Source organism: Bordetella muralis, from assembly GCF_054781015.1.
Window position 1 is genome coordinate 1,142,013 of sequence record NZ_BAAGVF010000008.1, and the last position, 25,966, is coordinate 1,167,978.

22 protein-coding genes are annotated in these 25,966 nt (G+C 60.6%); 17 read left to right on the forward strand and 5 right to left on the reverse strand.

Annotated features, from left to right (window positions below):
• Nucleotides 1–229: 229 nt before the first annotated feature.
• Nucleotides 230–862: a LysE family translocator gene (locus tag ACYVIT_RS22985; RefSeq protein ID WP_415804840.1), complete on the forward strand. Its 633-nt coding sequence runs from the start codon at nt 230–232 to the stop codon at nt 860–862.
• Nucleotides 863–888: 26 nt separating this feature from the next.
• On the opposite strand, the gene ACYVIT_RS22990 is transcribed toward ACYVIT_RS22985, so the two are convergent.
• Nucleotides 889–1,947, reverse strand: a complete 1,059-nt coding sequence (locus tag ACYVIT_RS22990) for an MBL fold metallo-hydrolase (protein WP_415804780.1) — start codon at nt 1,945–1,947, stop codon at nt 889–891.
• A 107-nt stretch (nt 1,948–2,054) separates the two neighbouring features.
• Between ACYVIT_RS22990 and ACYVIT_RS22995 the strand changes: the two genes are divergently transcribed.
• On the forward strand, nt 2,055–2,432 hold the full coding sequence (locus ACYVIT_RS22995; protein WP_415804781.1) for a MerR family transcriptional regulator: 378 nt from the start codon (nt 2,055–2,057) through the stop codon (nt 2,430–2,432).
• 49 nt (nt 2,433–2,481) lie between these two features.
• On the forward strand, nt 2,482–2,814 hold the full coding sequence (locus ACYVIT_RS23000; RefSeq protein ID WP_415804782.1) for a YnfA family protein: 333 nt from the start codon (nt 2,482–2,484) through the stop codon (nt 2,812–2,814).
• 121 nt (nt 2,815–2,935) lie between these two features.
• On the opposite strand, the gene ACYVIT_RS23005 is transcribed toward ACYVIT_RS23000, so the two are convergent.
• The 3 genes from ACYVIT_RS23005 to ACYVIT_RS23015 all read right to left on the reverse strand — a co-directional run bounded on the left by ACYVIT_RS23005 (nt 2,936) and on the right by ACYVIT_RS23015 (nt 5,855).
• Complete coding sequence (locus ACYVIT_RS23005) at nt 2,936–3,535, reverse strand: toxin-antitoxin system YwqK family antitoxin (RefSeq protein ID WP_415804783.1); 600 nt, start codon at nt 3,533–3,535, stop codon at nt 2,936–2,938.
• Between the two features lie 41 nt (nt 3,536–3,576).
• Nucleotides 3,577–4,554, reverse strand: a complete 978-nt coding sequence (locus tag ACYVIT_RS23010) for a Bug family tripartite tricarboxylate transporter substrate binding protein (RefSeq protein ID WP_415804784.1) — start codon at nt 4,552–4,554, stop codon at nt 3,577–3,579.
• Nucleotides 4,555–4,676: 122 nt separating this feature from the next.
• A complete protein-coding gene (locus ACYVIT_RS23015; RefSeq protein ID WP_415804785.1) occupies nt 4,677–5,855 on the reverse strand; it encodes a M20 aminoacylase family protein in 1,179 nt (392 codons plus the stop codon).
• A gap of 255 nt (nt 5,856–6,110) precedes the next feature.
• On the opposite strand from ACYVIT_RS23015, the gene ACYVIT_RS23020 reads away from it, so the two are divergent.
• The 14 genes from ACYVIT_RS23020 to ACYVIT_RS23085 all read left to right on the forward strand — a co-directional run bounded on the left by ACYVIT_RS23020 (nt 6,111) and on the right by ACYVIT_RS23085 (nt 24,607).
• The gene (locus ACYVIT_RS23020) at nt 6,111–7,289 is read left to right on the forward strand and encodes an isovaleryl-CoA dehydrogenase (protein WP_415804786.1); all 1,179 of its coding nucleotides are present in this window, start codon (nt 6,111–6,113) and stop codon (nt 7,287–7,289) included.
• Between the two features lie 12 nt (nt 7,290–7,301).
• Nucleotides 7,302–9,137 (forward strand): bifunctional isocitrate dehydrogenase kinase/phosphatase, encoded by a 1,836-nt coding sequence (gene aceK, locus ACYVIT_RS23025; protein WP_415804787.1) that lies wholly within the window; start codon nt 7,302–7,304, stop codon nt 9,135–9,137.
• A 37-nt stretch (nt 9,138–9,174) separates the two neighbouring features.
• Complete coding sequence (locus ACYVIT_RS23030; protein ID WP_415804788.1) at nt 9,175–10,356, forward strand: acetyl-CoA C-acetyltransferase; 1,182 nt, start codon at nt 9,175–9,177, stop codon at nt 10,354–10,356.
• A 226-nt stretch (nt 10,357–10,582) separates the two neighbouring features.
• Nucleotides 10,583–12,190, forward strand: coding sequence for a carboxyl transferase domain-containing protein (locus ACYVIT_RS23035; protein ID WP_415804789.1), 1,608 nt, complete (start codon nt 10,583–10,585; stop codon nt 12,188–12,190).
• Nucleotides 12,191–12,390: 200 nt separating this feature from the next.
• Nucleotides 12,391–14,448 (forward strand): acetyl/propionyl/methylcrotonyl-CoA carboxylase subunit alpha, encoded by a 2,058-nt coding sequence (locus ACYVIT_RS23040; RefSeq protein ID WP_415804790.1) that lies wholly within the window; start codon nt 12,391–12,393, stop codon nt 14,446–14,448.
• Nucleotides 14,449–14,613: 165 nt separating this feature from the next.
• On the forward strand, nt 14,614–15,384 hold the full coding sequence (locus ACYVIT_RS23045; protein ID WP_415804791.1) for an IclR family transcriptional regulator: 771 nt from the start codon (nt 14,614–14,616) through the stop codon (nt 15,382–15,384).
• Entirely contained in the window at nt 15,377–16,531 is a 1,155-nt protein-coding gene (locus ACYVIT_RS23050) for a thiolase family protein (protein WP_415804792.1), read from the forward strand. Before ACYVIT_RS23045 ends, ACYVIT_RS23050 begins: the two co-directional genes overlap by 8 nt.
• Nucleotides 16,528–16,869, forward strand: a complete 342-nt coding sequence (locus ACYVIT_RS23055; protein ID WP_415804793.1) for a Zn-ribbon domain-containing OB-fold protein — start codon at nt 16,528–16,530, stop codon at nt 16,867–16,869. The genes ACYVIT_RS23050 and ACYVIT_RS23055 overlap by 4 nt, the downstream gene beginning before the upstream one ends.
• Nucleotides 16,870–16,945: 76 nt before the next feature.
• On the forward strand, nt 16,946–17,926 hold the full coding sequence (locus ACYVIT_RS23060) for a tripartite tricarboxylate transporter substrate binding protein (protein ID WP_415804794.1): 981 nt from the start codon (nt 16,946–16,948) through the stop codon (nt 17,924–17,926).
• 26 nt (nt 17,927–17,952) lie between these two features.
• Nucleotides 17,953–20,079 carry an acetate--CoA ligase family protein gene (locus tag ACYVIT_RS23065; protein ID WP_415804795.1) on the forward strand — a complete coding sequence of 709 codons (2,127 nt, stop codon included), beginning with the start codon at nt 17,953–17,955 and terminating at the stop codon, nt 20,077–20,079.
• Nucleotides 20,080–20,105: 26 nt separating this feature from the next.
• Nucleotides 20,106–21,083, forward strand: a complete 978-nt coding sequence (locus tag ACYVIT_RS23070; RefSeq protein ID WP_415804796.1) for a Bug family tripartite tricarboxylate transporter substrate binding protein — start codon at nt 20,106–20,108, stop codon at nt 21,081–21,083.
• 52 nt (nt 21,084–21,135) lie between these two features.
• A complete protein-coding gene (locus ACYVIT_RS23075) occupies nt 21,136–22,500 on the forward strand; it encodes an acyclic terpene utilization AtuA family protein (protein ID WP_415804797.1) in 1,365 nt (454 codons plus the stop codon).
• A 9-nt stretch (nt 22,501–22,509) separates the two neighbouring features.
• The gene (locus tag ACYVIT_RS23080; RefSeq protein WP_415804798.1) at nt 22,510–22,866 is read left to right on the forward strand and encodes an AtuA-related protein; all 357 of its coding nucleotides are present in this window, start codon (nt 22,510–22,512) and stop codon (nt 22,864–22,866) included.
• A 97-nt stretch (nt 22,867–22,963) separates the two neighbouring features.
• Nucleotides 22,964–24,607: an acyl-CoA synthetase gene (locus tag ACYVIT_RS23085; protein ID WP_415804799.1), complete on the forward strand. Its 1,644-nt coding sequence runs from the start codon at nt 22,964–22,966 to the stop codon at nt 24,605–24,607.
• A gap of 121 nt (nt 24,608–24,728) precedes the next feature.
• On the opposite strand, the gene ACYVIT_RS23090 is transcribed toward ACYVIT_RS23085, so the two are convergent.
• Nucleotides 24,729–25,922 (reverse strand): acetylornithine transaminase, encoded by a 1,194-nt coding sequence (locus ACYVIT_RS23090; protein ID WP_415804800.1) that lies wholly within the window; start codon nt 25,920–25,922, stop codon nt 24,729–24,731.
• Between the last annotated feature and the right edge of the window lie 44 nt (nt 25,923–25,966).

Below are 25,966 nucleotides of genomic sequence, written 5' to 3' on the forward strand. Positions count from 1 at the left end.
AGGAGATTCGCGGTATTCGTGCCGAGATGGGCACGGTAAACGTTAGGGGGTCACGTTGCGGACCACAGGAAGCTTCATCATCGGCAAGGTTCCTGCGCCTCCCGCTTCGCCGGCTACGGTTTTATCGTGTCCTCCATCGCCTGATGAATTGCTCGCCAAGCCTGCGCGCTGTACCCTTGAAGTCCTTCGACGCCCACTGTCCTCTGGCCGTATCTGCGGCCGCCGCGCCATGCTGCCCTTTGACACATTGCTTGCTTTTTTCGGTATCGCGATTGTGCTGGCTCTCACGCCTGGCCCCGACAATCTGTTCGTCTTGATGCAATCGGCCCTGTGGGGCCGTTCCGCGGGGATGTGCGTGGTGTTGGGGTTATGCACGGGCGTACTCGGCCATACCGCCGCCGTCGCCGCCGGTCTGGCGGCGATTTTTGCGGCGTCATCGCATGCTTTTACCGTCCTCAAACTCGCTGGGGCAGCCTATCTGGCCTATTTGGCGTGGCAGGCGCTACGCGCGCGTGGCGGTGCGGCAAACGCCGAGCGGCCGCCCGCGATGACGCCGGGCGCGCTCTATCGGCGCGGCGTCATCATGAGTCTGACCAATCCCAAAGTGCTGCTGTTCTTTTTTGCGTTCTTGCCGCAATTCACCTCGCCGAAACCGGAGTACGGTCCTGTAGGCCTGCAAACGGCTGTCTTGGGTGTGCTGTTCATGCTGGCCGCGCTAGTGGTATTCAGCGCTATCGCTTTTTTCTCGGGCGCTTTCGGGCAACTGCTGCAACGCTCGCCCACCGCGTCACGCTGGTTGAACCGGGTGACGGGTATTGTTTTTCTCGGGCTGGCCATCCGGCTGGCCACAGCCAGCCGTTAACACTCACGCTCGGTTGGCGCTCGCGTTCAGCGTGCGGTGAATCTCACAATCCCGTCTTCATCGGTCTTGCGAGTCAGCCTGCCCTCGAAAAACAGAGTATGCAGGTGCGCGAGCGCCTCGCCCATGGCAAAAGTCAGCTGATGCAGATCGAGCTTGCGCTTGAACAGCACAGGCACGATATCCATAGTGGATTGCGGCGCGACGCAAGCCTGCAGCACCTCTGCCAGCCGATCCGCGTGGTGCTGATGCTGCTGCGCGATACGCTCGTGCAGACCCTTGAATGGGCGCCCATGCGACGGCAATACCAGGGCATCGGCCGGCAGATCGCCATAGCCATCCAGCGAATTCAGATACAAGCGCAGAGGATCCGAGTCCGGCTCGTAATCGAATACGCTGACGTTCGTGGAAATGCGCGGCAGCACCATATCGCCAGAGATCACGACGTTCAAGTCAGGGCTGTAAAGCGAGACATGCTCAGGCGCGTGCCCATAGCCCACGATGACACGCCAATCGTGGCCGCCGATGGCGACTTGATCGCCGTGCAGCATGCGGGTGTAACGCGTCGGCATGGCCGGCACCAGATCCGGGTAATAGCCCGCGCGGCGGCGAATCTGTTCCTGGGCATCAGGGTCCGTCATCCCATGGCGAGCGAAATGCGCCACGGCCGCCTCGCCATTGGGGCCCGAGCCGGTCGAACGCGATGACCACAGCACGGCCACCATGTAGTCGGTCATGCTCATCCACAACGGCGCATTCCACCGCTCGCACAACCAATTGGCCAGCCCGACGTGATCGGGGTGCATATGGGTGACGAGCACGCGCAACACCGGCAGCCCGTCCAGCTCCTGGGCAAAGACCTGTTCCCACAGCGTGCGCACCTCGTCACGGCTGATACCACAGTCGACGATGGTCCAGCCCTGGCGTCCGTCGATCTCGTCGCGCAGCAACCATAGATTGATGTGATCCAGCGCAAAAGGCAGCGGCATGCGGATCCACTTCACGCCTGGCGCGACCTCTAGCGCAACGCCTGGCTCGGGCTGTGTATCTCCCCAGGGATACTGCAGTTGATGCTCGTTCGGGTTCATCTGTTCGCTCTCGGTTAAACCGCCGGACTGCGTCGGCAGTCAGAAATAAGCTTGACGATTGTTCCAGACCATCATAATTTACGTTTACGTAAACTGCCAAACATCGCATGCCATCCACCTGGACGATTTCCGAGCTCTCGCGCGAGTTCGACATCACACCGCGCACCATCCGCTTCTACGAAGACCAGGGCATCGTCAGCCCTGCGCGCGATGGGCGCAACCGTGTGTACAGCCCGCGCGACCGTACTCGCCTGAAGCTCGCGTTACGCGGCAAACGGCTCGGGCTGCAATTGTCGGAAATCCGCGCGTTGATCGACATGTACGACAGCCCGAGCGACAACGCGATGCAATTACGGCAGTATCTGGATGTGCTGGCCAAGCATCGCGCGGCCCTGGAACAACAACGCCGCGATATCGAAGACACGCTCTCTGAAATCGCGGAACAGGAACAGCAGTGTCAGATGTTGCTGGCACAAAAGCCTTGACCGTGCCACTGTCCTCCCGCATCAATGCCGTGACGTCTCGGAACAAACGATGACATTGCTGCCCACACTAGGCCTGTACGTTTTGACGGCGCTCGCCGAAATCCTCGGCTGCTATTTGCCCTATCTCTGGTTAAAGCAGGGCCATTCCGCGTGGCTATTGTTGCCGGCGGCGTTGAGTCTCGCGTTATTTGTCTGGCTGTTGACGTTGCACCCCGCAGCGTCGGGGCGGGTGTATGCGGCCTATGGCGGCGTATACGTCACCATGGCATTGATATGGCTATGGGCCGTAGACGGCGTGCGTCCCGCGCTGACCGACTGGGCCGGTGTCGGGCTCTGCCTGGCTGGTATGGCCCTCATCGTGATCGGCCCACGCGCGGAATAGCGGGCGTCACGACGTATCCTGTTCGACGCGTTGGCGTTGTGTCTCGACGGCTGTGCTTTGTTGCTGCAGAAAATCCGCGCCGCACAGCGACATCCCGTACCGCGACAGCGATCCTGTACGGCTACGGAGCCTTGCGCGATCCATCGGGGTAATACTGCGCAGTGCCTTTGGGTGCCCCACTCGCATCGAATGTCTTGCTGGAAAGCTTCGCACCATCACGTCCGTAGGTGATTTCGCTGGTTAATTTACCAACCTCGTCATAGTAGCGATGCACGCCGACGTGACGGAATTGCCCCTGAAACACGCCGGCCGATTGCAAGACGCCGAGATCGGAAAACCGCTCTACGTAAGTGCCCGGCACCCCCTTGGGATCATGAATCGATTGATCCACACGGGCTTCTTTGACCTTGCCATTCATGTACCAGAACGTGGCCTTCATTTCTCTGCCACCCAGAAATTCTTGTTCACGTACCGGGGTTGCGTTGTCCAGCCACTCGCGCTCAGTGGCTTGAATCGTCTTGGTCCCTCCCTGCAAAACCTCGCGCTCGATGACCTCGTAGATCAATGTCCCATTGCGCGCGTATTCCTTGGTGTGCCGGCCGCCCTCAATATCCTTGGTCACACTCTGGCCCGCCAGCGCGGGGTTGGATTCCGCATTGGATAGTGCGGGACTCAAGGCCGTCGTCAACAGTACAAACAAAAAGACCAGCGTACGCGTCATCAGATGCTCCAAAGGAAATCCCTTGTTTTCGTCACACAGAACTACTGCACTTGAATCTTGCTTTCACGAATGATGCGCTGATTGTTCTCGTAGTCCGTGCGAACCTGTTTCGCAAAATCGTCGCCGATGCCCGTTCCAGGTTGCATGGAGTTTTTCTCCAGCATCTGTTGATACTGCGGGTTCGCGAGCGCCTTTGCTATTTCATCGCGCATTGTTTTCATTACTTCGGGTGGCACGCCGGCAGGCGCGAACAGCGAAAAGTTCGAGAAATAGCGGATGTTCGGCAACTTCAGCTCTGCCATGGTCGGCACATCGGGCCACGGTGCAAGCCGTTGCGGCGCCATCACCGCGAGGGGCTTGAGCGTGCCAGCGGCGACGTGAGGCAGCACGATGTCCGTGTTGACGACCAACAGATCGACTTGGCCGCCTAGACCATCCGAGACAGCCTGGCTGCCGCCGCGATACGGAACCTGCAGCATCTCGATGCCCACCTGCTTGTTCAGTGCTGCCATGCCAATATGTGCGACGGAACCGAGGCCAGGAATGCCGAACGTGACTTTGCCGGGGTGCTGCTTGGCATAGTCCACCAACTCGGCAAACGTGCTCACGGGCAGCGCTTTCGTCGCCAGGATGCCGACCGGCCCGACCGCCACACTGGCAACCGGAACGAGATCTTTCATCGGGTCATACGAGGTCTTTACCAGGTTCGGAAAAATCGTCAGCGGGCTGGTCGATGCCAGCAGCAATGTGGTCCCGTCAGGCGTGGCTCGCGCGACGGTCTCGGTACCCACGCTGCCCCCCGCGCCAGGCTTGTTTTCGATGATGGTCGCCGTGCCATAGGCCTGACGGAGAATGTCGCCCAGCGTGCGGCCTAGCGTGTCATTTGTGCCGCCAGCGGTATAGGGAACGACGAGCGTCAATGTTTTGCCGGGCCACGCCGGCTGAGCCTGAGCGGCCGTGGCCGCTGCCGCCAGGGCTATAACTGCGACCGTGCGGGTGAACTTCGAAAGTGCTGCCATTCTGATCATTTCAACGCTCCGAGAATCCCCGCTGCTCATGCCGGGGAAAAGCCATCAAGATGGCAATCGATGAACACCAATGAAAAAGAAGGTGCCTCGCGAGGCCGCGAGGCATAAAACACTCAAGCCAGGTAACGCTGCGCCAGACGAATCCAATAGGACGCGCCGACAGGAATCAAATTGTCGTTAAAGTCGTAGCTAGTGTTGTGCAGCATGCACGGGCCCAGCCCGTGGCCTGCCAGGCGATGCTCGCCGTCCCCATTGCCCAGAAACACGTAGCAGCCAGGCTTGGCCTGCAGCATGAAGGCAAAGTCCTCGGATGCCATCACGGGCTCGATTACTCGCGATTGGTCTGGACCCACTACGTCGCGCATGACGTCCAGGCAAAACGCCGTTTCGTCAGCCGTGTTCACCAAGGCGGGATAGCGACGCTCGAAATACACCTCGGCCCGGCAGCCATGCGCGGCAGCAATCGGCTCGGCCAGCTCGTTCATGCGGCGCTCGATCAAGTCCACGACACCCGCGCTGTAGGCCCGCACCGAGCCCCCCAGCCACGCACTGCCGGGAATGATGTTGGTCACTTCGCCACCCGCTTGCACTTGCGTGATGGACACGACCGCGGCGTCCAGCGGCCGTTTGCTACGCGTCAAGATGGTTTGCAGCGCCTGGCCGATCGCGAATAGCGCTGGTACAGGGTCATCGCAGTCCTGCGGGGCCGCGGCATGCCCGCCACGTCCAGTCACCGTGATCTTGAAGGCATTCGCCGCCGCCATCATCGGGCCGCTGCAAACGCCGAAACTGCCCGCCGGCATCCCGGGCCAGTTATGCATGCCGAATACGGCTTCGCACGGGAACCGCTCGAACAAGCCGTCCTCGATCATGGCCCGGGCACCCGCGCCGCCGTTTTCCTCGGCGGGCTGAAAGCAGACATAAACGGTGCCGTCAAAGCCGCCTGCCTGCTTCAAATGGCGGGCCGCAGCCAGCAGCATGGCCGTATGGCCATCGTGGCCACAGCCGTGCATTTTGCCGTCGTGGCGCGAGCGATGGTCAAAGGTGTTGGCTTCCTGGATGGGCAATGCATCCATGTCCGCCCGTAACAAGATGGCTCGCGCTGCGCTCCCTGCCTTGAGCACGCCCACCACCCCGGTGCGCCCGATGCCGGTATGGGTTTCGATCCCCCAGGATCGCAGGCGCTCGGCCACGAGGGCGGCCGTACGATGCTCGTCGTAGGCCAGCTCAGGATGCGCATGGATATCGCGCCGCAAGGCAATCATCTCGTCCAGATCGGCGAGTTCTATCACGACAGTCCCTCCAGAGGCCCGCTCGGGCCAGCAATGGATTGGTCAGACAAGTTCCAGGCAAATTCTGGCATGGTCTGACAAGCCGCCGTCACGTTTTTATTAGGGGTAAACCCGCGTTTTACTTTACGTTTACGTAAACGTAATATAAGCCTTCTACATTGCTTAGCCACCCATGGTGGAGCATGATGGATCTGGCAAACGGACTCATGCATGCAGCATCATCGAATGTAAGCACATACTCTCACGGAGATCGCGATGAACCTTCCCGGCTTGAACTTCAATCTGGGCGAAGACCTGGACATGCTGCGCGACGCGGTGCGGACTTTTGCACAGGCCGAAATCGCGCCGCGCGCGGCCGAAGTCGATCGCAGCGATCAATTTCCGATGGACCTGTGGCGCAAATTCGGCGAGCTCGGGGTGCTAGGCATGACTGCCAGCGAGGAATACGGCGGTGCCAATCTGGGCTACCTGGCGCACATGGTGGCCATGGAGGAAATTTCGCGCGCCAGCGCCTCGATCGGCCTGTCGTATGGCGCGCATTCCAATCTGTGCGTCAACCAGATCCACCGCAATGGCACGGCAGAACAGAAAGCCCGCTACCTGCCCAAGCTCATTTCCGGCGAACACGTGGGCGCGCTGGCGATGAGCGAACCGGGCGCGGGCTCGGATGTCGTCAGCATGAAGCTGCGCGCCGAGAAAAAGGGCGACCGCTACGTACTGAACGGCACCAAGATGTGGATCACGAACGGTCCGGACGCCGATACCCTGGTGGTCTATGCCAAGACCGATCCCGAGGCTCACCAGCGCGGGATTACGGCCTTTCTGGTGGAAAAGAACTTCAAAGGATTCTCGGTCGCGCAAAAGCTGGACAAACTGGGTATGCGCGGCAGCCACACGGGCGAGCTGGTGTTCCAGGATTGCGAGGTCCCCGAGGAAAACGTCCTGGGCCAGGTCAATGGGGGCGTGCGAGTCCTGATGAGCGGTCTGGACTACGAACGTGCCGTGCTGTCCGGCGGGCCATTGGGCATCATGCAGGCGGTGATGGACGTCGTGGTGCCGTACATCCACGACCGCAAGCAATTCGGCCAGGCCATTGGCGAGTTTCAGTTGATCCAGGGCAAGGTCGCAGACCTGTACACCACGTTGCAGGCCAGCCGGGCGTTTTGCTACGCCGTCGGCAAGAACCTGGATCAACTCGGCGCAGAGCACGTGCGGCAAGTCCGCAAAGACTGCGCGGCCCTCATCCTGTACACCGCCGAAAAAGCCACCTGGATGGCCGGCGAGAGCGTACAGATCCTGGGCGGCAATGGCTACATCAACGAATATCCTACGGGCCGTCTGTGGCGCGATGCCAAGCTGTACGAAATCGGCGCGGGCACCAGCGAAATCCGCCGCATGCTGATCGGCCGTGAACTGTTTGCCGAAACGGCCTGATCTGTTGCCATCATGATCTACACCGGCGACGTTCAGCATATCGAGCCAGTGGCCGCGCCTGCGCCATTGCCGCTGGACGTCGCCCGCCAGATCCTGGCAGGTTTTGACCGGCATTACGCGCTCTTTCGCTACAGCGCACAACGTGCCAAGGCCTTGTTTGAATCGGGCGATTGGCATGGTATCCAGCAGCTCTCGCGCGAACGCATCGAGTACTACGACATGCGCGTGCGCGAGTGCGCCAATCAGCTGCAACGGACTTTGCACGGCTTGGCCGCATCAGATAGCGAAACGAGCTTGACACCTGCGCAAACGGCGTTCTGGCAAGACGTCAAACAGCAATTCGTCGGATTGTTGTCAGAGCATCGTCAACCCGAATGTGCGGAAACGTTTTTCAATTCGGTATCGTGCCGGATTCTGCATCGCGACTATTTTCATAACGATTTCCTGTTTGTCCGGCCAGCCATTGCGACGGACTATCTGGATAGCCGCATTCCGTCGTACCGCGTTTATTACCCCTTGTCCGACGGGTTGCGCAGCGGCCTGATCCGCATGGTGGCTGATTTTGGCTTGGCCGCGCCGTATGCAGACCTGCCGCGCGATACGCGTTTGCTGGCACGTGCCGCCGTGCGGCAGTTGCGTGCGCAATGGCCTCGACACCAGGGGCGGCGGCTCGCGCCAGACTGCCAGATCCAGGTACTCGGTACGCTGTTCTTTCGCAACAAGGGCGCCTACATCATCGGCCGCCTGATCAATCAGAGCAACCTGCTGCCTTTTGCCATTGCGCTGACGCGCAACGCCGCGGGCCAGATCGAGCTGGATGCGTTATTGCTGGGTGCAGACGATCTGAGCACATTGTTCAGTTTTACCCGCGCCTATTTCCTGGTGGACATGGAAACGCCGGCCGCCGTGGTGAGTTTTCTATCGACCTTGTTGCCGCGCAAACCCAAGGCCGAGCTCTACACCATGATAGGCCTGCAAAAACAGGGCAAGACGCTGTTCTATCGCGATTTCCTGCATCATCTGGCGCATTCGCGCGATGCCTTTGATATTGCGCCGGGCATCAAAGGCATGGTGATGTGCGTGTTCACGTTACCGTCCTATCCGTATGTGTTCAAGCTGATCAAGGATCACATCGACAAGGACGGCATCGATCACGCCACCGTGCGGCGCAAATACCAGATGGTCAAACTGCATGACCGTGTCGGCCGCATGGCCGATACCTGGGAATACTCGCAAGTCGCGTTGCCGCGCGCGCGTTTTTCATCGGCCTTGCTGGACGAACTGCGGCAACGTGTTCCCAGCCTGCTCGAGGAAAACCACGACTCGATCGTCATCCGGCATGTGTACATCGAACGCCGTATGACACCGCTGAATCTGTATTTGCAACATGCCAGCGAGCCGATGGTGGATCATGCGATACGCGAATATGGGGACGCGATCCGTCAGTTGGCCAGCGCGAATATTTTCCCTGGCGACATGCTGTACAAGAATTTCGGCGTCACTCGCCTAGGTCGCGTGGTGTTTTACGACTACGACGAAATCCAACGCATGACCGAGATGCAGTTTCGCCGGATTCCGCCCGCGCCGAATGAAGAGGCCGAGATGGCCAGCGAACCGTGGTACGCCATCGGCCCCAATGATGTTTTCCCCGAGGAATTCGACCGCTTTTTGCTGGGGGATACCCGCATACGCAAAGCCTTTCTACGGCACCACGCCGAGCTGTTACAAGCCGACTGGTGGCAGGCCTGCCGCAGCCATGTTGCGCAAGGTCAAATTGAAGAATTTTTCCCTTACGATAAGGACAGACGGCTGCGCGTTGGCGCAACGCCGCCTGTTTTCGCGTCGTAACAATCTAATTTATCTCTGATTTTCAGGAGCGCCCATCATGTCTGATCCCGTCGTTATCGTTTCTGTTGCTCGCACCCCCATGGGCGGCATGCTGGGCAGCCTGTCAGGCCTGGCCGCCCACGAGCTCGGCTCCGTCGCCATCAAAGCCGCCGTCGAACGCGCCGGTGTCAAACCGGACCAGGTCGATGAAGTCATCATGGGCAATGTGTTGCAAGCTGGCCAGGGCCAAGCTCCCGCGCGCCAGGCAGCGCTGGGTGCCGGCCTGCCATTGGGTGTCGCATGCACGACCATCCATAAAGTCTGCGGCTCGGGCCTGAAAGCCGCCATGTTCGGCCATGATCTGCTCACCGCCGGCTCGGCGCGAATCGTCGTCGCAGGTGGCCAGGAAAGCATGAGCAATGCCCCGTATTTGCTGCTCAAGGGCCGCCAAGGCTATCGCTACGGCCACAACACGGTGTATGACCACATGGCCTTGGACGGCCTGGAAGACGCCTACGATCGCGGCAAGGCCATGGGTGTCTTTGCCGAGGACTGCGCGGCGAAATACAGCTTCACGCGCGAACAGCAGGATGCGTTTTCACTGGAGTCGCTGCGCCGCGCGCGTGCCGCCAGCGAAGACGGCAGCTTTAAATGGGAAATCGCCCCCGTCACCGTCGCCGGCCGCAAAGGCGATACGGTGATCGACACCGACGAGGCCCCGACCAAAGCCATGCCGGAGAAAATCCCGACACTGAAACCCGCCTTCAAAAAAGACGGCACTGTCACCGCGGCCAACTCGTCGTCGATTTCCGATGGCGCCGCCGCCATGGTGCTCATGCGCGCCTCGACCGCCGAAGAGCTCGGCCTAAAACCGCTGGCCCGTATCGTGGCGCACAGCCAGCATTCGCAAGAACCGAACTGGTTCACGACCGCACCCGTCGGTGCACTGAAAAACCTGTTCACCAAAACGGGTTGGAAAGCCGAAGACGTTGATCTGTATGAAATCAACGAGGCTTTTGCCGTCGTCACCATGGCTGCCATGAACGACTTCAAACTGCCTCACGACAAAGTCAACGTGCACGGTGGCGCAACGGCGCTGGGCCATCCTATCGGCGCATCGGGTGCCCGCCTGGTCACCACGCTGATCGGCGCCTTGCGCAAAACTGGCGGCAAGCGCGGCGTGGCCACGCTGTGCATTGGCGGCGGCGAAGCCGTAGCCATGGCCATTGAAATGATCTAACGAGTCTGTGCGTGTGTCGGATCACTCATGTGATCTGACACACCGCGACAGACGAATCCTGAGCAAGACCACTGCATTTCGATCAGGTATCCGAGCGTTGAGGTATCAACCTTTACGCAAGTTGACGGCTCCATGTACAAAACGTCGAACGTTCCAGAGCCTCTGATAAACACAATGGCCTGCATCCGCAGTGCCTGTCGATCACTTTGCACGACAACGGCCCGCTATGCCCACTATCGAATCTCGCATCAACCCACGCTCACAAGATTACGCCGACAATGCGCGCGCCATGCAGGCGTTGCTGGACGATCTGGCCGGACACCTGGCCCAGACCGCGTTGGGCGGCAACGAAGCCGCGCGCGCCAAACACGTTGCGCGCGGCAAGCTCCTGCCACGTGAGCGTGTCGAACGCTTGATCGACCCGGGCAGCGCCTTTCTAGAGCTGTCGCCGCTGGCGGCGCACGGCATGTACGAGGGTGAGGCGCCTGGCGCGGGAGTCATCACCGGCATCGGCCGCATCGCCGATACGGAGTGCATCATCGTCTGCAATGACGCGACGGTAAAGGGTGGGACGTACTATCCCATGACCGTCAAAAAACATCTGCGTGCACAAGAAATCGCGGCGCAGAATCGTCTGCCTTGTGTATATCTGGTGGACTCGGGCGGGGCGAATTTACCGCGTCAGGACGAGGTTTTTCCCGATCGCGATCACTTCGGCCGTATTTTCTACAACCAGGCGGTGATGTCATCGCAAGGCATTGCGCAGATTGCTGTCGTGATGGGTTCTTGCACAGCGGGCGGCGCCTATGTGCCTGCAATGAGTGATGAATCCATCATCGTGCGCAACCAAGGCACGATTTTTCTGGGCGGCCCGCCGCTGGTCAAGGCAGCAACAGGCGAAGAAGTCAGCGCCGAAGACCTCGGTGGCGGTGACGTGCATACACGGCTATCCGGCGTCGTCGATCACCTGGCCGTCAACGATCTGCATGCCTTGCAGCTCGCGCGCAATGCCGTGTCGCGGCTCAATCGTCAAAAGCCCACGCCGCTGGCACTGGCCCCCGTACGCGAGCCGCGCTATGACCCGGCGGAACTCAACGGCATCATCCCCTCCGATACCCGCAAGCCCTACGATGTGCGTGAAATCATCGCACGCATTGTGGACGGCTCGGATTTTGACGAATTCAAGGCGCGTTTCGGCACAACCTTGGTGACGGGCTTTGCGCATATTCATGGCATGCCGGTAGGCATTGTGGCCAACAATGGCATCCTGTTTTCAGAGTCGGCGCAAAAGGGCGCTCACTTTATTGAACTCTGCGCGCAACGCAAAATCCCCTTGGTATTTTTGCAGAACATCACCGGATTCATGGTGGGCCGTAAATACGAGAACGAAGGGATTGCACGGCATGGCGCCAAGATGGTCACCGCCGTCGCGACGGCCAACGTGCCTAAATTCACGGTGTTGATCGGCGGCTCATTCGGCGCGGGCAACTATGGCATGTGCGGACGCGCGTATTCGCCACGCATGTTGTTCATGTGGCCCAATGCGCGCATTTCCGTCATGGGTGGCGAACAGGCCGCGAGCGTGCTGGCTACGGTACGCCGCGATGGGATTCAGGCCAAAGGCGGGCAGTGGTCGGCAGAAGACGAAGAAGCCTTCAAGGCGCCGATTCGTGATCAGTACGAGCGCGAAGGGCATCCGTACTACGCGACCGCGCGTCTGTGGGACGACGGCATCATTGCGCCGGCCGATACCCGCCGTGTGCTGGGCCTGGCGTTATCGGCGGCGTTGAATGCGCCTATCGAGGACACGCGCTTTGGCGTATTCCGGATGTGAGTAGAACCCACCCCCTACGCGCTTCGCGCGCCCCCTCAAGGGGGCAAAGTCTACAGACCGGCGGAGCCGGATCTGTGACTTTCCCGATTGTGGGGGAGCGGTGATGGACTGTAGTGATATCTCATTTGTGCGGCGCTGTGAAAGGCTTTTCTTACCACTTCATTGGCATCGCCGTTAAAAAATTTTGTGTGGAAGACAACATGTTCGATACTCTGCTGATAGCTAACCGTGGTGAGATTGCTTGCCGTGTTGCGGCGACGGCGCGACGTCTGGGCATACGGACGGTGGCGGTGTATTCCGATGCTGACGCCGGTGCGCGACATGTGGCGGCTTGCGATGTCGCGGTGCATATAGGGGGGGCTGAGCCGCGTGCGAGTTATTTGCGGGCAGAGGCTATTTTGCAAGCGGCGCGCGATACGGGTGCGCAGGCGATTCATCCGGGCTATGGATTTTTGTCGGAGAACGAGGCGTTTGCTCAGGCTGCGACAGACGCGGGCATTGCCTTTGTCGGGCCGCCTGCATCGGCCATCGCCGCCATGGGCAGCAAATCGGCCGCCAAGGCCTTGATGGAAAAAGCCGGGGTGCCGCTGGTGCCCGGCTATCACGGCGATAACCAGGATCCCGCGTTTCTGCAGTCACAAGCCGATGCCATCGGCTATCCCGTGTTGATCAAAGCCAGCGCGGGCGGTGGTGGCAAGGGGATGCGCGTAGTCGAGTCCTCCGGTGCCTTTATCGAGGCGCTAGCCTCGTGCCAGCGCGAAGCGGCATCGAGTTTTGGCGATGATCGCGTGCTGATTGAACGCTATCTGCAGAAACCGCGGCACATCGAAATCCAGGTCTTTGCCGATACGCATGGCAACTGCGTGTACTTGTTCGAACGCGATTGCTCAGTGCAACGCCGCCATCAAAAAGTCATCGAAGAAGCCCCCGCCCCCGGCATGACGGCAGAGCGCCGGCAGGCCATGGGCGAAGCGGCCGTCGCGGCCGCGCGCGCAGTCGGCTATGTCGGTGCGGGGACGGTGGAATTCATCGCCGAGCCAGACGGACGTTTTTATTTCATGGAAATGAATACGCGTCTGCAAGTGGAGCATCCGGTCACGGAAATGATCACTGGCCACGATCTCGTAGAGTGGCAGTTGCGTGTCGCCGCTGGCCAGCCTCTGCCTGCCAAACAAGAAGACCTGCACATTCATGGCCATGCCATCGAAGCGCGCATTTATGCAGAGAACCCCGATAAAGGCTTTTTGCCTTCGATCGGTACGCTGGCCTATCTGGAACTGCCGCCTCATGTGGCGTTTTCCAACGGCGATGTGCGGGTGGATGGCGGAGTGCGGATGGGCGATACCATCACGCCCTACTACGACCCGATGATCGCCAAACTGATTGTGCACGGTGCGGACCGCGATCAGGCCCGCGCACGCATGATTCAGGCGTTGGCGCATACGCATGCCGTGGGCGTGCAGACCAATGTAGCGTTTCTGACGCGTCTAATGCAGGATGCGGCCTTTGCCGGGGCGGATCTGGATACGGGCTTGATCGAGCGTCAGCGCGAGACACTGTTGCCGCCGCCGGCCGCGGCAGATGCCACCGATGTGGCGCTGGCCACCGCAGCAGTGCTGGTCCGCCAGGGCTTGGCGCCCGCAGGCGGTGCGTTGTTGCCAGGCTCTGCAGCCACGACGCCCTCAGCGCATGCGTCAGCCACAGATCCATGGGACGTGCGCGATGGATGGCGTTTGGGTGGACAGTATCAGCAAACGCTGCAATGGCTCGATCATGAAACCTTGCGTGATGTCACGATCGCGCGTGATGGACGGACCTGGACATTACGCAGCGATCAAACATCGTGGGCTTTTTCCTGGCGGGCCCAATCGGGAGCGAACCCGAATCTGGCCTACGGTCTGCGTGTGACACTCGACGGACGCGAAAGCACAGGCACGGTGGTATTGCACGGTGATAAAGCTTATGTGTTTCGCGAGGGCCGCACCCAGATACTGGGTCTGCATGATGCATTGGCCCACGCCCAGGATGGCGAGGGCGAACATGCAGGCGGGCTGACAGCCCCCATGCCCGGCAAGATCATTTCGATTGCCGTTCAGGCAGGCGACAAAGTGACGAAAGGCCAAGCCTTGCTGGTCATGGAAGCCATGAAGATGGAGCACACAATCTCGGCTCCGAGCGACGGCGAAGTGCAAGAGGTGTTTTACGCCGTCGGAGACCAGGTCGGCGAGGGTGCCGAGTTGGTCGCTATCGTCGCGTAGCGCCTCTGACAGGCCAGGCCCTGTCTCTATGAGGCAGGGGCCTGGCCCGCGAAGCTGGGCGGCCTCGATTGTCGCTGGACGAAAATTTGTTGCGATGCAACTTTACCGGCGTGGCTGGTGTTCTTATCTTGTGGCGGTGTTCCCCTATCGGGCTGCCCCACATTCATGTCCACACCAGACGCCAACGCCTTATCCGCCACGCAAAAGACCTGCCGAGTACTGGCCAGCCTGTCGGACCCCAATGTCCAACGGCTGACCGATATCGCGCAACGCGCCGCGCTGGATATCTCTACGGCGCGACGTATCCTGAAGGACCTGGAAGCGGAAGGCTTCGTCGAACGGGACCCCGTCAACAAACACTACATGTTGGGCCCCCAGGTCTATGCCATGCATCATGCAATGGTGGAGGGCCTCGATCTGCGCGGCCTCGCACGGCCAGCCCTGATCCGATTGGCGCGCCGTTTTGGCGACACCGTCATTCTGTCGTTGCCAATGGGCTGGGAGTCGGTTTGCGTGGATCTGTGCTTTGGCGACTACCCCATTCGCGCCAACTATCTGCAGGTGGGCAGCCGCCGCCCGCTAGGCGTGGGGGCGGGCAGTCTGGCGCTGCTGTCAACGCTGGGCGAGATCGAAACGCAGGCGGTCATGCCCATGGTGCGGCAACGCCTGACCGCCAAGTATCCCCGTTTTCCGGAATCGGATTTGATCACGGCAACACAACGTGCACGAGGTCTGGGACACGCCATGCTGCTGGATGTAGTGGTAGAAAAAATGGGCGGCCTGGGTGTCGCCGTGCGAGGCCCCAGCGGACGCGCCATCGCCGCGCTCAGCATCGCGGCGTTGAATGAACGCATCGAGTCTCGCGAAGCGGAACTCGCCCAGGCCCTCTCGCAAGAGGCCCGCGACATCGAACGCTCGTGGTGGCCCCATGCGTGATATCCGCTATCCCCACGCCTATATCCACGCCGCCGCGACGACGCGCTACGGCCGGCACGAGGGCAGCAGTGCGCTGGATTTGATGGCGCAAGCTGCGAATCAGGCCTTGGCACAATCGGGCCTGCAACGCAGCGACATCGACGGCGTATTGTGCGGCTACGCGACGACCTTTCCGCATTTGATGCTGGCCGATCTGCTGAGCGAAAAGCTGGGCTTGCAGCCCCACTATGCGCACGGCATGCAAATGGGCGGGGCCACCGGGGCTGCCATGGTCATGCTGGCGCGTACGCTCCTGCGCGCAGGCACCTGCCGGCACATTCTGGTGGTTGCTGGTGAAAATCGATTGACCGGCCAGGCCGTGGATACATCCATCCAGACCTTGGCCCAGGTCGGAGAGCCCGATACCGAGGTGCCCAATGGCGCATCCGTGCCGGCCTACTACGCATTGCTGGCCTCGGCCTATATGCATCAGACCGGACTCGATCGCGAGACCTTGGCGGAATTTGCGGTGCTGATGCGCGAACATGCCGCTGGCCATCCTCATGCCCATCTGCGCGACCCTATCACTGTCGATCAAGTGCTGGCGTCCAAGCCGATCGCAACACCATTGAATCTGCTGGATTGTTGCCCGATATCGGATGGGGCGGCAGCGCTGGTGATCAGCGCCGACGAAGGCCCGGTCCAGGTCGTTGGCGATGGCCAGGCGCACCGTCATCAGCATTTGTCAGCGATGCGCGACGTGCTGGACACGGGTGCCGCGCGTGCCTGCGCCAGAGCCCTGGCCGAGGCAAAGCTGGAGTCACGGCACATCGATTATCTGGCGATCTATGACTCTTTCACGATTACGCTGGTCATGTTGCTTGAAGAGCTGGGATACGCGCCGCGTGGCGGCGCAGGAACCCGGCTGCGTCGCGGAGATTTTGCAGCGTCTGGTGCACTGCCTCTCAATACGCACGGTGGATTGCTATCGTTCGGCCATTCCGGCGTGGCGGGTGGCTTGGCACACATCGTCGAGGCTTGGACTCAACTGGCCGGCCGCGCTGGCGAACGCCAGATCGACCCGCGGCGGCGAGCCCTGGTCCATGCCGATGGTGGCGTGCTCTCTGCACATGTGAGCCTGGTACTGGAAGCGGAGGGCACAACGTGAGTACACAGCATCCTCTGGATATCCAACGTTGCGACCACTGCGGCACATGGTGGGCGCTGCGGCCCTACGCCTGCGCCTCCTGTGGCGGCACCACATTGTCGTGGCAACGCGCCACAGGCGAGGGCGTCGTCATCGCACGCAGCGAGGTACATCGTGCCCCGGATGCGCAATGGAAAGCGCTGACACCCTATACGTTGGTGCTCGTCAAACTGCATGAACATGTCACGCTGATGGGGCATGCAGACGCCACCATCACCGTCGGCCAGCACGTGCATGGACACGCCGTAGAAATCAACAGCCGCCTGCTACTGAAGTTCGAAGCCCGCTCCCCGCCGTGATGCTGGCCGTATCCACGGCATCACATCCAAATGAACCGCATCCACAACACGTCCCGAGAGGACGGAGGAGACACTCATGCCTATCAAAACGCTATGGCGTGGCGCATTCGCCGCGTTGACGCTATTCACCGCGACGATCTCTGTCCATGCTGCCTCCACTGACTGGCCAGCCAAACCGATTACCTTGGTCGTGCCGTATCCACCAGGAGGGCCCACCGATATCGTGGCCCGGTCGGTGGCGAAAGGCCTGGGCGACGAACTCAAGCAAACCGTGATCATCGACAACCGCTCAGGCGCGGGCGGCAACATCGGTGCAGAGCTCGTCGCCAGGAGCGCCCCCGATGGTTATACGCTGCTGTTGGCCACGACGGCTCATGCCATCAACATGTCGCTGTTCAAAACCCTGAGCTATGACACCAGCAAGAGCTTCGTTCCTCTGTCACTGCTGACACAAGGTCCGCTGGTCATCGTGGCGCGCCCCGATCTGCCCGCGCACAACGTCCGTGAGCTGATCGCGCTGGCGAAATCCACGCCGGGCAAATTGACCTTTGCCTCGTCTGGAAACGGGCAGTCGACACACTTGGCCGCGGAGCTGTTCAACGCCATGGCGGGAACGCGCATGGTGCATGTCCCGTACCGAGGCAGCGCGCCCGCCATGACGGATGTGATGGGAGGTCAAACCGATGTCATGTTCAACACCATGCTGTCATCGATGCCCTATGTGCGCGACGGCAAGCTGCAAGCATTCGCGGTGACCAGTGCGGCGCGATCGCCAGCAGCGCCAGAGATCCCTACCGTCGCAGAATCCGGATTACCGGGGTACGAGGCGACGGCGTGGAACGGCCTGATGGCACCGGCAGGGACTCCCGATGCGATCGTGCAGAAGCTGAGCACCACACTGCAAAAGGTTCTGGCAGACAAGGCGCTACAGCAGCAATTTGCCCAACAAGGGTTCGACGCGCAGTGGATGAGTCCGGCGGATTATCAACAGTTCGTCGACAACGAAATCAAGAAATGGGCAGACGTCGTCAAGACGTCGGGCGCCACTGTCAACTGAATATCATCACCGGCATAGGAATCTCCATGGGCTTTACTTCTCGCCATGACAACCTGAACACCTTGCTTGACCCAGCATCCATTGCCATCGTGGGCGCCTCGGACAACCCCGACAAAATCGGCGGACGGCCCATTTTCTACATGCGCCGGCATGGCTATGCGGGCACGATATATCCCATCAACCCGCAACGCACCGAGGTGCAAGGCGAGCGCGCCTGGCCCAGTCTGGATGCACTGCCCACGACGCCCGACCTGGCCATCGTGGCAGTAGCCGGTGAACAAGCCGTACAAGCTGTGGATAAATGCGCGGAGCTTGGCGTATCCACAGCCATCGTGATCTCGGCGGGCTTTTCTGAAACAGGCAGCGCAGGAAAAGCCTTGCAGGATGCCATGACCGCACGCGCACGCGCGGCGGGCATGCGCATCGTCGGTCCCAACTCGCAAGGCCTTGCGAATTTTGGCAATGGTGCGATCGCCTGCTTTTCAACCATGTTCCTGGAGGTCGAACCGGCCGATGGACCGGTCGCCGTCATCAGCCAAAGCGGCGGAATGAGCGCGATGATATATGGGCTGTTGCGCCAACGCGGTATCGGTGTACGTCACATGCATGCCACCGGTAATGAAGCCGATGTCACCGTATCGGAGCTGGCCTGCGCCGTGTTGTGCGACCCGCAGGTACGCATGGTGTTGCTCTATCTCGAATCCCTGCAAGACGCAGACGTTCTGGCGCGAGCAGCCGCACTCGCACGCGAGCGTGGCGTCCCATTGATCGCCGTCAAATCCGGCCGTTCCGAGGCTGGTGCACGCGCGGCAGCGTCGCATACCGGCGCCATGGCGAGCGAAGACCGCGTGGTGGATGCGTACTTCGAACATCACGGTATCTTGCGTGCCCGAGATCCACATGAATTGGTGCGGTGGGCGGAGTTGTCATTGCGCGGCCCATTACCTCGAGGCCCGCGAGTCGTCGCCGTCAGCAATTCCGGTGCGAGCTGCGTGCTGGCATCGGATGCCGCTGTCGAACACGGTCTGCAGATTACGCCGCTGGCCGATCGTACTCAGCAGGCATTGACCGATCGCCTGCCGGGCTATGCGACCACGACCAACCCGATCGACATCACGGCGGCACTGCTATCGAACAATGGTCTGTTCGGTCAGGTCCTGCCCGTCATCGCTGACGACCCGGCCGCCGATATGTTTCTGATCGATATTCCGGTCGCGGGGCGCGGCTATGACGTCGAGACGTTTGCGGCGGACACGGCAGAGTTTGCCGCAGCCTCTGGCAAACCGGTCGCCGTCGTCGCCTGGCAAGAGAACGTAGCCGCCACGTTTCGTGCACGCGGCGTCGCAGTCTACGCCGATGAACAACAGGCAGCCAACGCCATGGCGAGTTTGTATCGCCTGCATCAATGGCAGACGCGCGACACTGCGCCACACCAGGACGCCAGACAAGGCATACCGGGTTCGCTCGATGGATTGTCATCGCCATCACGCTTTCTTTCTGAATCTCAAAGCCTCGAACTGTTGTCGGACTACGACTTGACCGTGGCCGACTACCGCTGTTGCACCGATGCAGACACTGCCGTGGCAGCCTGGCGCACGATCAATGCGCCCGTCGCATTGAAAGCCTGCTCGGCCCAGTTACCTCACAAATCCGAACACGGCCTCGTGACGTTGCGCCTGAACAGCGAACACGACCTGCGCGAGGCGCTGCGTCGGCAAGCGCAAACGCTGAAAGACTTGAACGTCCACGACGCCACATGGATCGTCGCGCGCATGCAGGACGGCCTGCACGAATGTGCGCTGGGTATGCGGCATGATCCAGTCTTTGGCCCCGTGATCATGATCGGCAGTGGCGGCAAATATGTCGAAGCCATGCAGGACGTCGCCCTGCTGCTGCCGCCCTTTAACACCGCAGACGTCATCCGCAAACTGCAGGGCCTGCGCATCGGCACGCTGCTGGCAGGCGTGCGCGGCGACCCGTCTGCGGATATGGCGGCGCTGGCCGAACAGGCCGTGCGGCTCGGTCAGTGCGCGTTGGCTGCCAACGGAAAAATTGCCTCGATCGACATCAACCCTGTTCTGGTGTGCGCGCAAGGTCAAGGCGCGATCGCACTGGATGCGTTAGTCGAGCTGTCAAACGCCTCTGAAACCTGAAGCACCACAACTATCAGGAGACACCCATGCGCGGTTTGCTCTTATCCATGGTGTTGATACTGGCAACACCTTTTGCAACGGCAGTTCATGCCCAGGCAGCATCGGATTGGCCTACACGTCCCATCACCTTGGTCGTGCCGTTTCCGCCGGGCGGCACTACCGATCTGCTGGCGCGCCTCGTCGCCCGCGAAGCCGGCAATCGTCTGGGCCAAAACATGGTTGTCGAGAACCGTCCCGGTGCAGGCGGCGGCATTGGCGCCGCAGCCGTCGCACGTGCGCAGCCCGATGGCTACACATTGGTAATGGGAACACTGGGCACGCAAGTCACCAATCAATTCATTTATGCGCAGATGCCTTACGACTCGGCGCGGGATTTTGCGCCGGTCACATTGGTTGCCAACTCTCCGAACGTCTTGTTGGTCAGTCCCAAGCTGGGCATCTCCACCGTCGCGGAATTGCTCGAACGAGCACGACGCACGCCAGGCGCATTGAACTTTGCGTCGACAAGCCTGGGAGGTTCGCCTCATCTGTCCGGAGAGCTGTTCAACGGCATGGCCAAGGTCGATATTCGTCACGTGCCATACAAGGGATCAGCCCCGGCGATGACTGATCTGCTCGGCGGCCAGGTGCAGATGATGATAGACAACTTGCCCTCGGCCATGGGGCAGATCCAGGCCGGTACGGTAAAGGCCCTGGCAGTGACGACTCCCGAGCGCGTGCCGCTATTACCCAATGTGCCCACGGTTGCCGAGGCCGGGCTCCCCGGCTATGAAGTAAACGCATGGTTTGGATTACTCGCCCCTGCCGGGACACCCGATGCCGTCGTAAGCCGCATTTATTCGGCCGTCGCCAACGCCGTGGCCGAACCCGCCGTACGCCGCCAGATCGAGGCCCTGGGCGCCATCCCGGTTGCCAGCACGCCACAGGCGTTCAGCGACATCATCCGCGCCGATACGGAGAAATGGCAACAAGTCATCCGCAACGCGGGAATCAAACCGCAATGATGCGGCACGCGCCACAACGCTCATATAGCCATACTCATCAGGAGAGAGGTAAATGACCCGCAACCCGAACAAATTGCGTATCGGCTCCGGCGCTGGCTGGTGGGGCGATCGCATCGATCCCGCGCGCTGGAATGCCGAACGCGGCGAGTTGGATTTTCTGTGCTTTGAAACCATGGCCGAAGCCACGGTCTCTGCGGCTCAGGTCCGCAAACGCCGCGACCCGGGCTTTCCCGGTTATGACACCTGGCTGGACGATCGCATGCGTGCGGTACTGCCGCATTGCATGGCCAACGGTACACGCATTATCTCCAACCAGGGCTGGATCAATCCCCAGGCGGCGGCCCGGCGCGTCGCAGAGTTGTGTGCGGAAGTCGGCTGGAAAAACGCCAAAGTCGCCGCCATCACGGCCACGGACCTCAGTGCCACCATCGCCGCCAGCGGCCTGTCCATCATGGAAAGCGGCGCGCCGATTGCATCGCTGCGCGATACCTTGATCTCGGCCGAACCCTATGCAGGCGCCGAGGCCATCGTGCAAGCACTGGATCAAGGAGCCGACATCGTCATCACCGGCCGGGTTGCCGATCCATCGCTATTTCTCGCGCCCATGATGCATCACTACGGTTGGCGCCATGACGATTGGGACAAATTGGGGCAGGGCAGCGGCATCGGCCATTTGCTCGAATGCGGCGCCCAAGTCACCGGCGGCTATTTTGGCGACCCTGGCTACAAAAATGTGCCCGAGCCCTGGAATCTCGCGTTTCCTTATGCAGACATCGAAGCGGACGGTACTGCCGAGATCGGAAAAGTCAGCGGCACGGGCGGCTGCATCGATCTGCGTACCGTGAAAGAGCAGATGTTCTACGAGGTGCACGATCCGGCGCGCTATATCACCCCCGATGTGGTGGTGGACTTCACGACCGCACAATTGGAGCAAACAGGTGAAAACCGCGTCATGGTAAGCGGAATTTCGGGACGCCCCTGCACCCCGACCCTCAAGGTCTCGGTGGGATGCACCGAAGGTTATATCGGCGAGGACATGTTCTTTTTCGCAGGTCCCGGATGCCTGGAAAAAGCCCAATTGGCCGATACGATCTTGCGCGAGCGCTTGCACATGGCCAATCTGCAAGCCGACGATCTGCGCATTGATTTCATCGGGTTGAACGCAGTGCATGGTGCGGCCTCTGCGACGCCGTCTCAGGATCATGTTCCGGCGGAAATCGCCGTACGCATCGCCGCGCGTTGCGCATCTCGCGCACAAGCAGAAAAAATCGGCCGCGAGGTCGACGGCATGGCGGTGTGCGGTCTGGCATCGACAGGCAAACGCGTACCGCATCAAGACCGCGTACGCGAAGTCATCGGCCTGTGGTCCACCCTGGTGCCCCGCGACTCGGTTCACTGCACGATTGAATTCGTCTAAGGAGACAACATGAGAGTCAACTTGCGGCGTATCGCCCACACCCGTTCGGGCGACAAGGGCAACACCTCGAATATCGCCGTCATCGCCTACGAGCCCATGTTTTATCCACTGATAAAACAAACCCTGACGGTCGACGCAATGCGCTCGATCTATAACGATACAGCGGTGCGCGGTGCCATCAATCGCTACGACGTCGATGGCCTGGGCGTATTGAACTTTGTGCTGGAGGGTGCATTGGGCGGCGGCGTCTCGCGCAGCCTGGCGATCGACAACTACGGTAAAGCGCTCGCCAGCGCAGTATTACGTTTCGAATTGGAGGTTCCCGATGCATGGTTACCATTACTACGTGGACCTCACGAGGTATAAATAGGTCGTGCAGGTTTTTCGTCCTAGAAACCCGAGTCGCGCGGACATGGCAGGAGACGCATCATTGAATGTCTGCGCTGCATCAAAAGAGACCGCGATGACTGATCCGAATGATGCTTTGCCGCCCAATCCCGCCAATCACGTCGCACTGACCCCGTTGGGTTTTCTGCAGTGGGCCGCGGACGTCTATCCACAGAGACCAGCGCTGCTGCACGGCGACTACCGTCAAGATTGGCAAACCACACGAGAACGCTGCCAACAGATGGCGGCAGCGCTACAGGCGTGGGGCGTTCGCCGCGGTGACGTGGTCGCCGTCCTGGCGCCGAACACGCCCGCGCTGTACGAAGCGCATTTTGGCGTGCCGATGGCCGGTGCGGTGCTCAATGCCTTGAATACCCGGCTGGATGCCGCCACCTTGGCGTTCATTCTGGAACACGGCCGCGCCGCCGTGTTCCTGTACGACAGTGAATATGCAGAACTCGTAAGCGACGTGCTCTCCAGGCTCTCCATCCCACCGCGCACCGTCCGCATCGAAGACCGCGAGTACCAAGGTGATCACGGCACATTGGGCGACGCGGAGTACGAATCCTGGTTGGCGGCACAGCCCTCGGATCATGCTTGGGAATGGCCTGCCGACGAATGGCAGAGCATCTGCCTGAACTATACGTCCGGCACCACCGGCAACCCCAAAGGGGTGGTCTATCACCATCGCGGCGCCTATCTCAATGCCACGGGCAACGTACTGGCCTGCGGCATGCCACCTCATGCCGTCTACCTGTGGACGTTGCCCATGTTCCACTGCAACGGATGGTGCTTTCCGTGGACGCTCGCGGCGCTGGCGGGTACCAGCGTCTGCCTGCGCCGCGTCGAGCCCACTGCGATTTTCGAGGCCATCCGGCGTCATCATGTCGGCTTCTTTTGCGCGGCTCCCGTGGTGCTGAGCATGCTGATCAATGCGCCCAAGCAAGTCCAGTATCGCGCCACGCATCCCGTACAAGTATTGACCGGTGGCGCCGCGCCGCCAGCCGCTGTGATCGAATCCATGGAACAGCTCGGCATCGGCGTCACGCATTTGTATGGACTCACGGAAACCTACGGGCCGTCCATCAGTTGTGCCTGGCACGATGAATGGGATGAGCTGCCCCTGGCCGAACGCGCCGCGCTCAAGGCACGCATCGGCGTGCGCAAACTCAATGTCGAACATGTACAAGTCGTCGACGACGAGCTACGCCCCGTACCCGCCGATGGCAAGACCATGGGAGAAATCGTGCTGCGTGGCAACACGCTCATGAAAGGCTATCTGCGCAATCCCGATGCCACCGCACAGGCCTTTGCGGGCGGTTGGTTTCACTCCGGCGACCTCGGGGTCATGCACCCCGACGGCTATATCGAGATCAAGGATCGTGCCAAGGACATCATCATCTCGGGCGGAGAGAACATATCCACGGTGGAAGTCGAGAGCGTGTTGTACCGGCATCCTGACATCCTGGAAGCAGCAGTAGTGGCAAGGCCGGATACGACTTGGGGCGAAACACCCTGCGCCTTTGTCACGCTCAAACCGGGAGCCATGTGCACGGAAGACGATGTACTGCGTTATTGCCGCGAACATCTCGCACGATTCAAAGTGCCACGCACGGTGGTGTTTTGCGAGCTGCCAAAAACCGCAACCGGCAAAGTCCAGAAATTCGTTTTACGTGATCAAGCCGCCGCGTTGGATTCGACGAACGATCAAAACGGCTAATTGGACCCGTCCGATGCGGTGCTATAAAACCAATGCCGTTCTGAATGCCGCTACCGATTCAGGAGCATCAATGCAAAAGGGGCGCAAACGCGCCCCTTTTGCATTCTGGTGATAGTACGGTTTAGTTCTTGCGTACCGAAGCAATCACCTGGTCCAGCAGGGTCAGCATCTGCGCGACATCTTGCTCGCTGACGTTCAACGCCGGCATGAAGCGCAGCAGATTGGCGCGCGGCGCATTCAACAGCATGCCTTGCGGCTCCAGGACACGAGCGGCGTCGACAATCGCAGGCCCGTCATCACGATCGAGCATCAAGGCGCGCAACAGGCCCATGCCACGCTCGCCTTTCATGCCCCATTTGGCCGACAGCGCCAAGAGCCCTTCGGACAGCTGCTTGGCGCGCGCCTGCACCGACTCCATGAAGCCCGGCGACACCAAGGTATCGAATACCGCAACACCTACCGCAGCCATCAAAGGATTGCCGTTGTAGGTGCCGCCTTGATCACCGTGCGAGAACACGCAGACCTCTTCACGAGCCAGCAACGCGGCCAACGGCACGCCGCCGCCAATGCCCTTGGCCAGCGTCATGATGTCCGGCACCACGTCGAATTGCTGATACGCGAACATCGAGCCCGTACGGCCCATGCCGGTTTGCACTTCGTCGACGATCAACAGCAGCTTGTGCTCGTCAGCCAGCTTGCGCAGGCCTTGCATGAATTCGCGTGTCGCCGGGTTGACACCTGCCTCGCCTTGTACCGGCTCGAGCATGATGGCCACGGTCTTGTCATCGATCAGCGCACGGACCGAGTCCAGGTCGTTGAGTTCGGCCTTGGGGAAACCCTCGACCTGCGGCGCAAACATCGTGTCCCAACCGGGCTTGCCCGAGGCCGACATCGTCGCCAGCGTACGGCCATGAAAGCCATGGTTCATCGTGATGATCTTGTACGCGCCGTTGCGATTCACGCGGCCCCACTTGCGCGCCAGTTTGATGGCGCCTTCGTTGGCCTCTGCGCCACTGTTGGCAAAGAACACGCGATCAAAACACGACGCGCCAGTCAGGCGCAGCGCCAGATCGATGGACGGCTGGTTGTAGAACGCCGGCGAGGGGTTCATCAGCTTGTCGGATTGATCCAGCAGCGCCTTTTTCATTGCCGGGTCGCAGTGACCCAGGGTATTGACGGCCCAGCCCTGGATAAAGTCCAGATATCGCTTGCCGGTATGGTCCTCCAGCCACGAGCCCTGACCGCGCACGAACACGAGGTCCGGGCGGGAGGTGATCTCCATGAGGGCGTTGACGTTGAACTGGCTGAATTCCATGGCGGTTCCTACGGAATGGGAAAACTAGAGAAAAGGAAGAATTG

What these genes read in the sequence shown, in the direction of transcription:
- ACYVIT_RS23045 (WP_415804791.1), top strand. Translation starts at nt 14,614, where the DNA reads ATGTCCACACCAGACGCCAACGCCTTATCCGCCACGCAAAAGACCTGC.
- ACYVIT_RS23010 (WP_415804784.1), bottom strand. Translation starts at nt 4,554, where the DNA reads ATGGCAGCACTTTCGAAGTTCACCCGCACGGTCGCAGTTATAGCCCTG.
- ACYVIT_RS23005 (WP_415804783.1), bottom strand. Translation starts at nt 3,535, where the DNA reads ATGACGCGTACGCTGGTCTTTTTGTTTGTACTGTTGACGACGGCCTTG.
- ACYVIT_RS22995 (WP_415804781.1), top strand. Translation starts at nt 2,055, where the DNA reads ATGCCATCCACCTGGACGATTTCCGAGCTCTCGCGCGAGTTCGACATC.
- ACYVIT_RS23090 (WP_415804800.1), bottom strand. Translation starts at nt 25,922, where the DNA reads ATGGAATTCAGCCAGTTCAACGTCAACGCCCTCATGGAGATCACCTCC.
- ACYVIT_RS23080 (WP_415804798.1), top strand. Translation starts at nt 22,510, where the DNA reads ATGAGAGTCAACTTGCGGCGTATCGCCCACACCCGTTCGGGCGACAAG.
- ACYVIT_RS23000 (WP_415804782.1), top strand. Translation starts at nt 2,482, where the DNA reads ATGACATTGCTGCCCACACTAGGCCTGTACGTTTTGACGGCGCTCGCC.
- ACYVIT_RS23040 (WP_415804790.1), top strand. Translation starts at nt 12,391, where the DNA reads ATGTTCGATACTCTGCTGATAGCTAACCGTGGTGAGATTGCTTGCCGT.
- ACYVIT_RS23065 (WP_415804795.1), top strand. Translation starts at nt 17,953, where the DNA reads ATGGGCTTTACTTCTCGCCATGACAACCTGAACACCTTGCTTGACCCA.
- ACYVIT_RS23075 (WP_415804797.1), top strand. Translation starts at nt 21,136, where the DNA reads ATGACCCGCAACCCGAACAAATTGCGTATCGGCTCCGGCGCTGGCTGG.
- ACYVIT_RS23020 (WP_415804786.1), top strand. Translation starts at nt 6,111, where the DNA reads ATGAACCTTCCCGGCTTGAACTTCAATCTGGGCGAAGACCTGGACATG.
- ACYVIT_RS22990 (WP_415804780.1), bottom strand. Translation starts at nt 1,947, where the DNA reads ATGAACCCGAACGAGCATCAACTGCAGTATCCCTGGGGAGATACACAG.
- ACYVIT_RS23060 (WP_415804794.1), top strand. Translation starts at nt 16,946, where the DNA reads ATGCCTATCAAAACGCTATGGCGTGGCGCATTCGCCGCGTTGACGCTA.
- ACYVIT_RS23030 (WP_415804788.1), top strand. Translation starts at nt 9,175, where the DNA reads ATGTCTGATCCCGTCGTTATCGTTTCTGTTGCTCGCACCCCCATGGGC.
- ACYVIT_RS23050 (WP_415804792.1), top strand. Translation starts at nt 15,377, where the DNA reads ATGCGTGATATCCGCTATCCCCACGCCTATATCCACGCCGCCGCGACG.
- aceK (WP_415804787.1), top strand. Translation starts at nt 7,302, where the DNA reads ATGATCTACACCGGCGACGTTCAGCATATCGAGCCAGTGGCCGCGCCT.
- ACYVIT_RS23035 (WP_415804789.1), top strand. Translation starts at nt 10,583, where the DNA reads ATGCCCACTATCGAATCTCGCATCAACCCACGCTCACAAGATTACGCC.
- ACYVIT_RS22985 (WP_415804840.1), top strand. Translation starts at nt 230, where the DNA reads ATGCTGCCCTTTGACACATTGCTTGCTTTTTTCGGTATCGCGATTGTG.
- ACYVIT_RS23070 (WP_415804796.1), top strand. Translation starts at nt 20,106, where the DNA reads ATGCGCGGTTTGCTCTTATCCATGGTGTTGATACTGGCAACACCTTTT.
- ACYVIT_RS23085 (WP_415804799.1), top strand. Translation starts at nt 22,964, where the DNA reads ATGACTGATCCGAATGATGCTTTGCCGCCCAATCCCGCCAATCACGTC.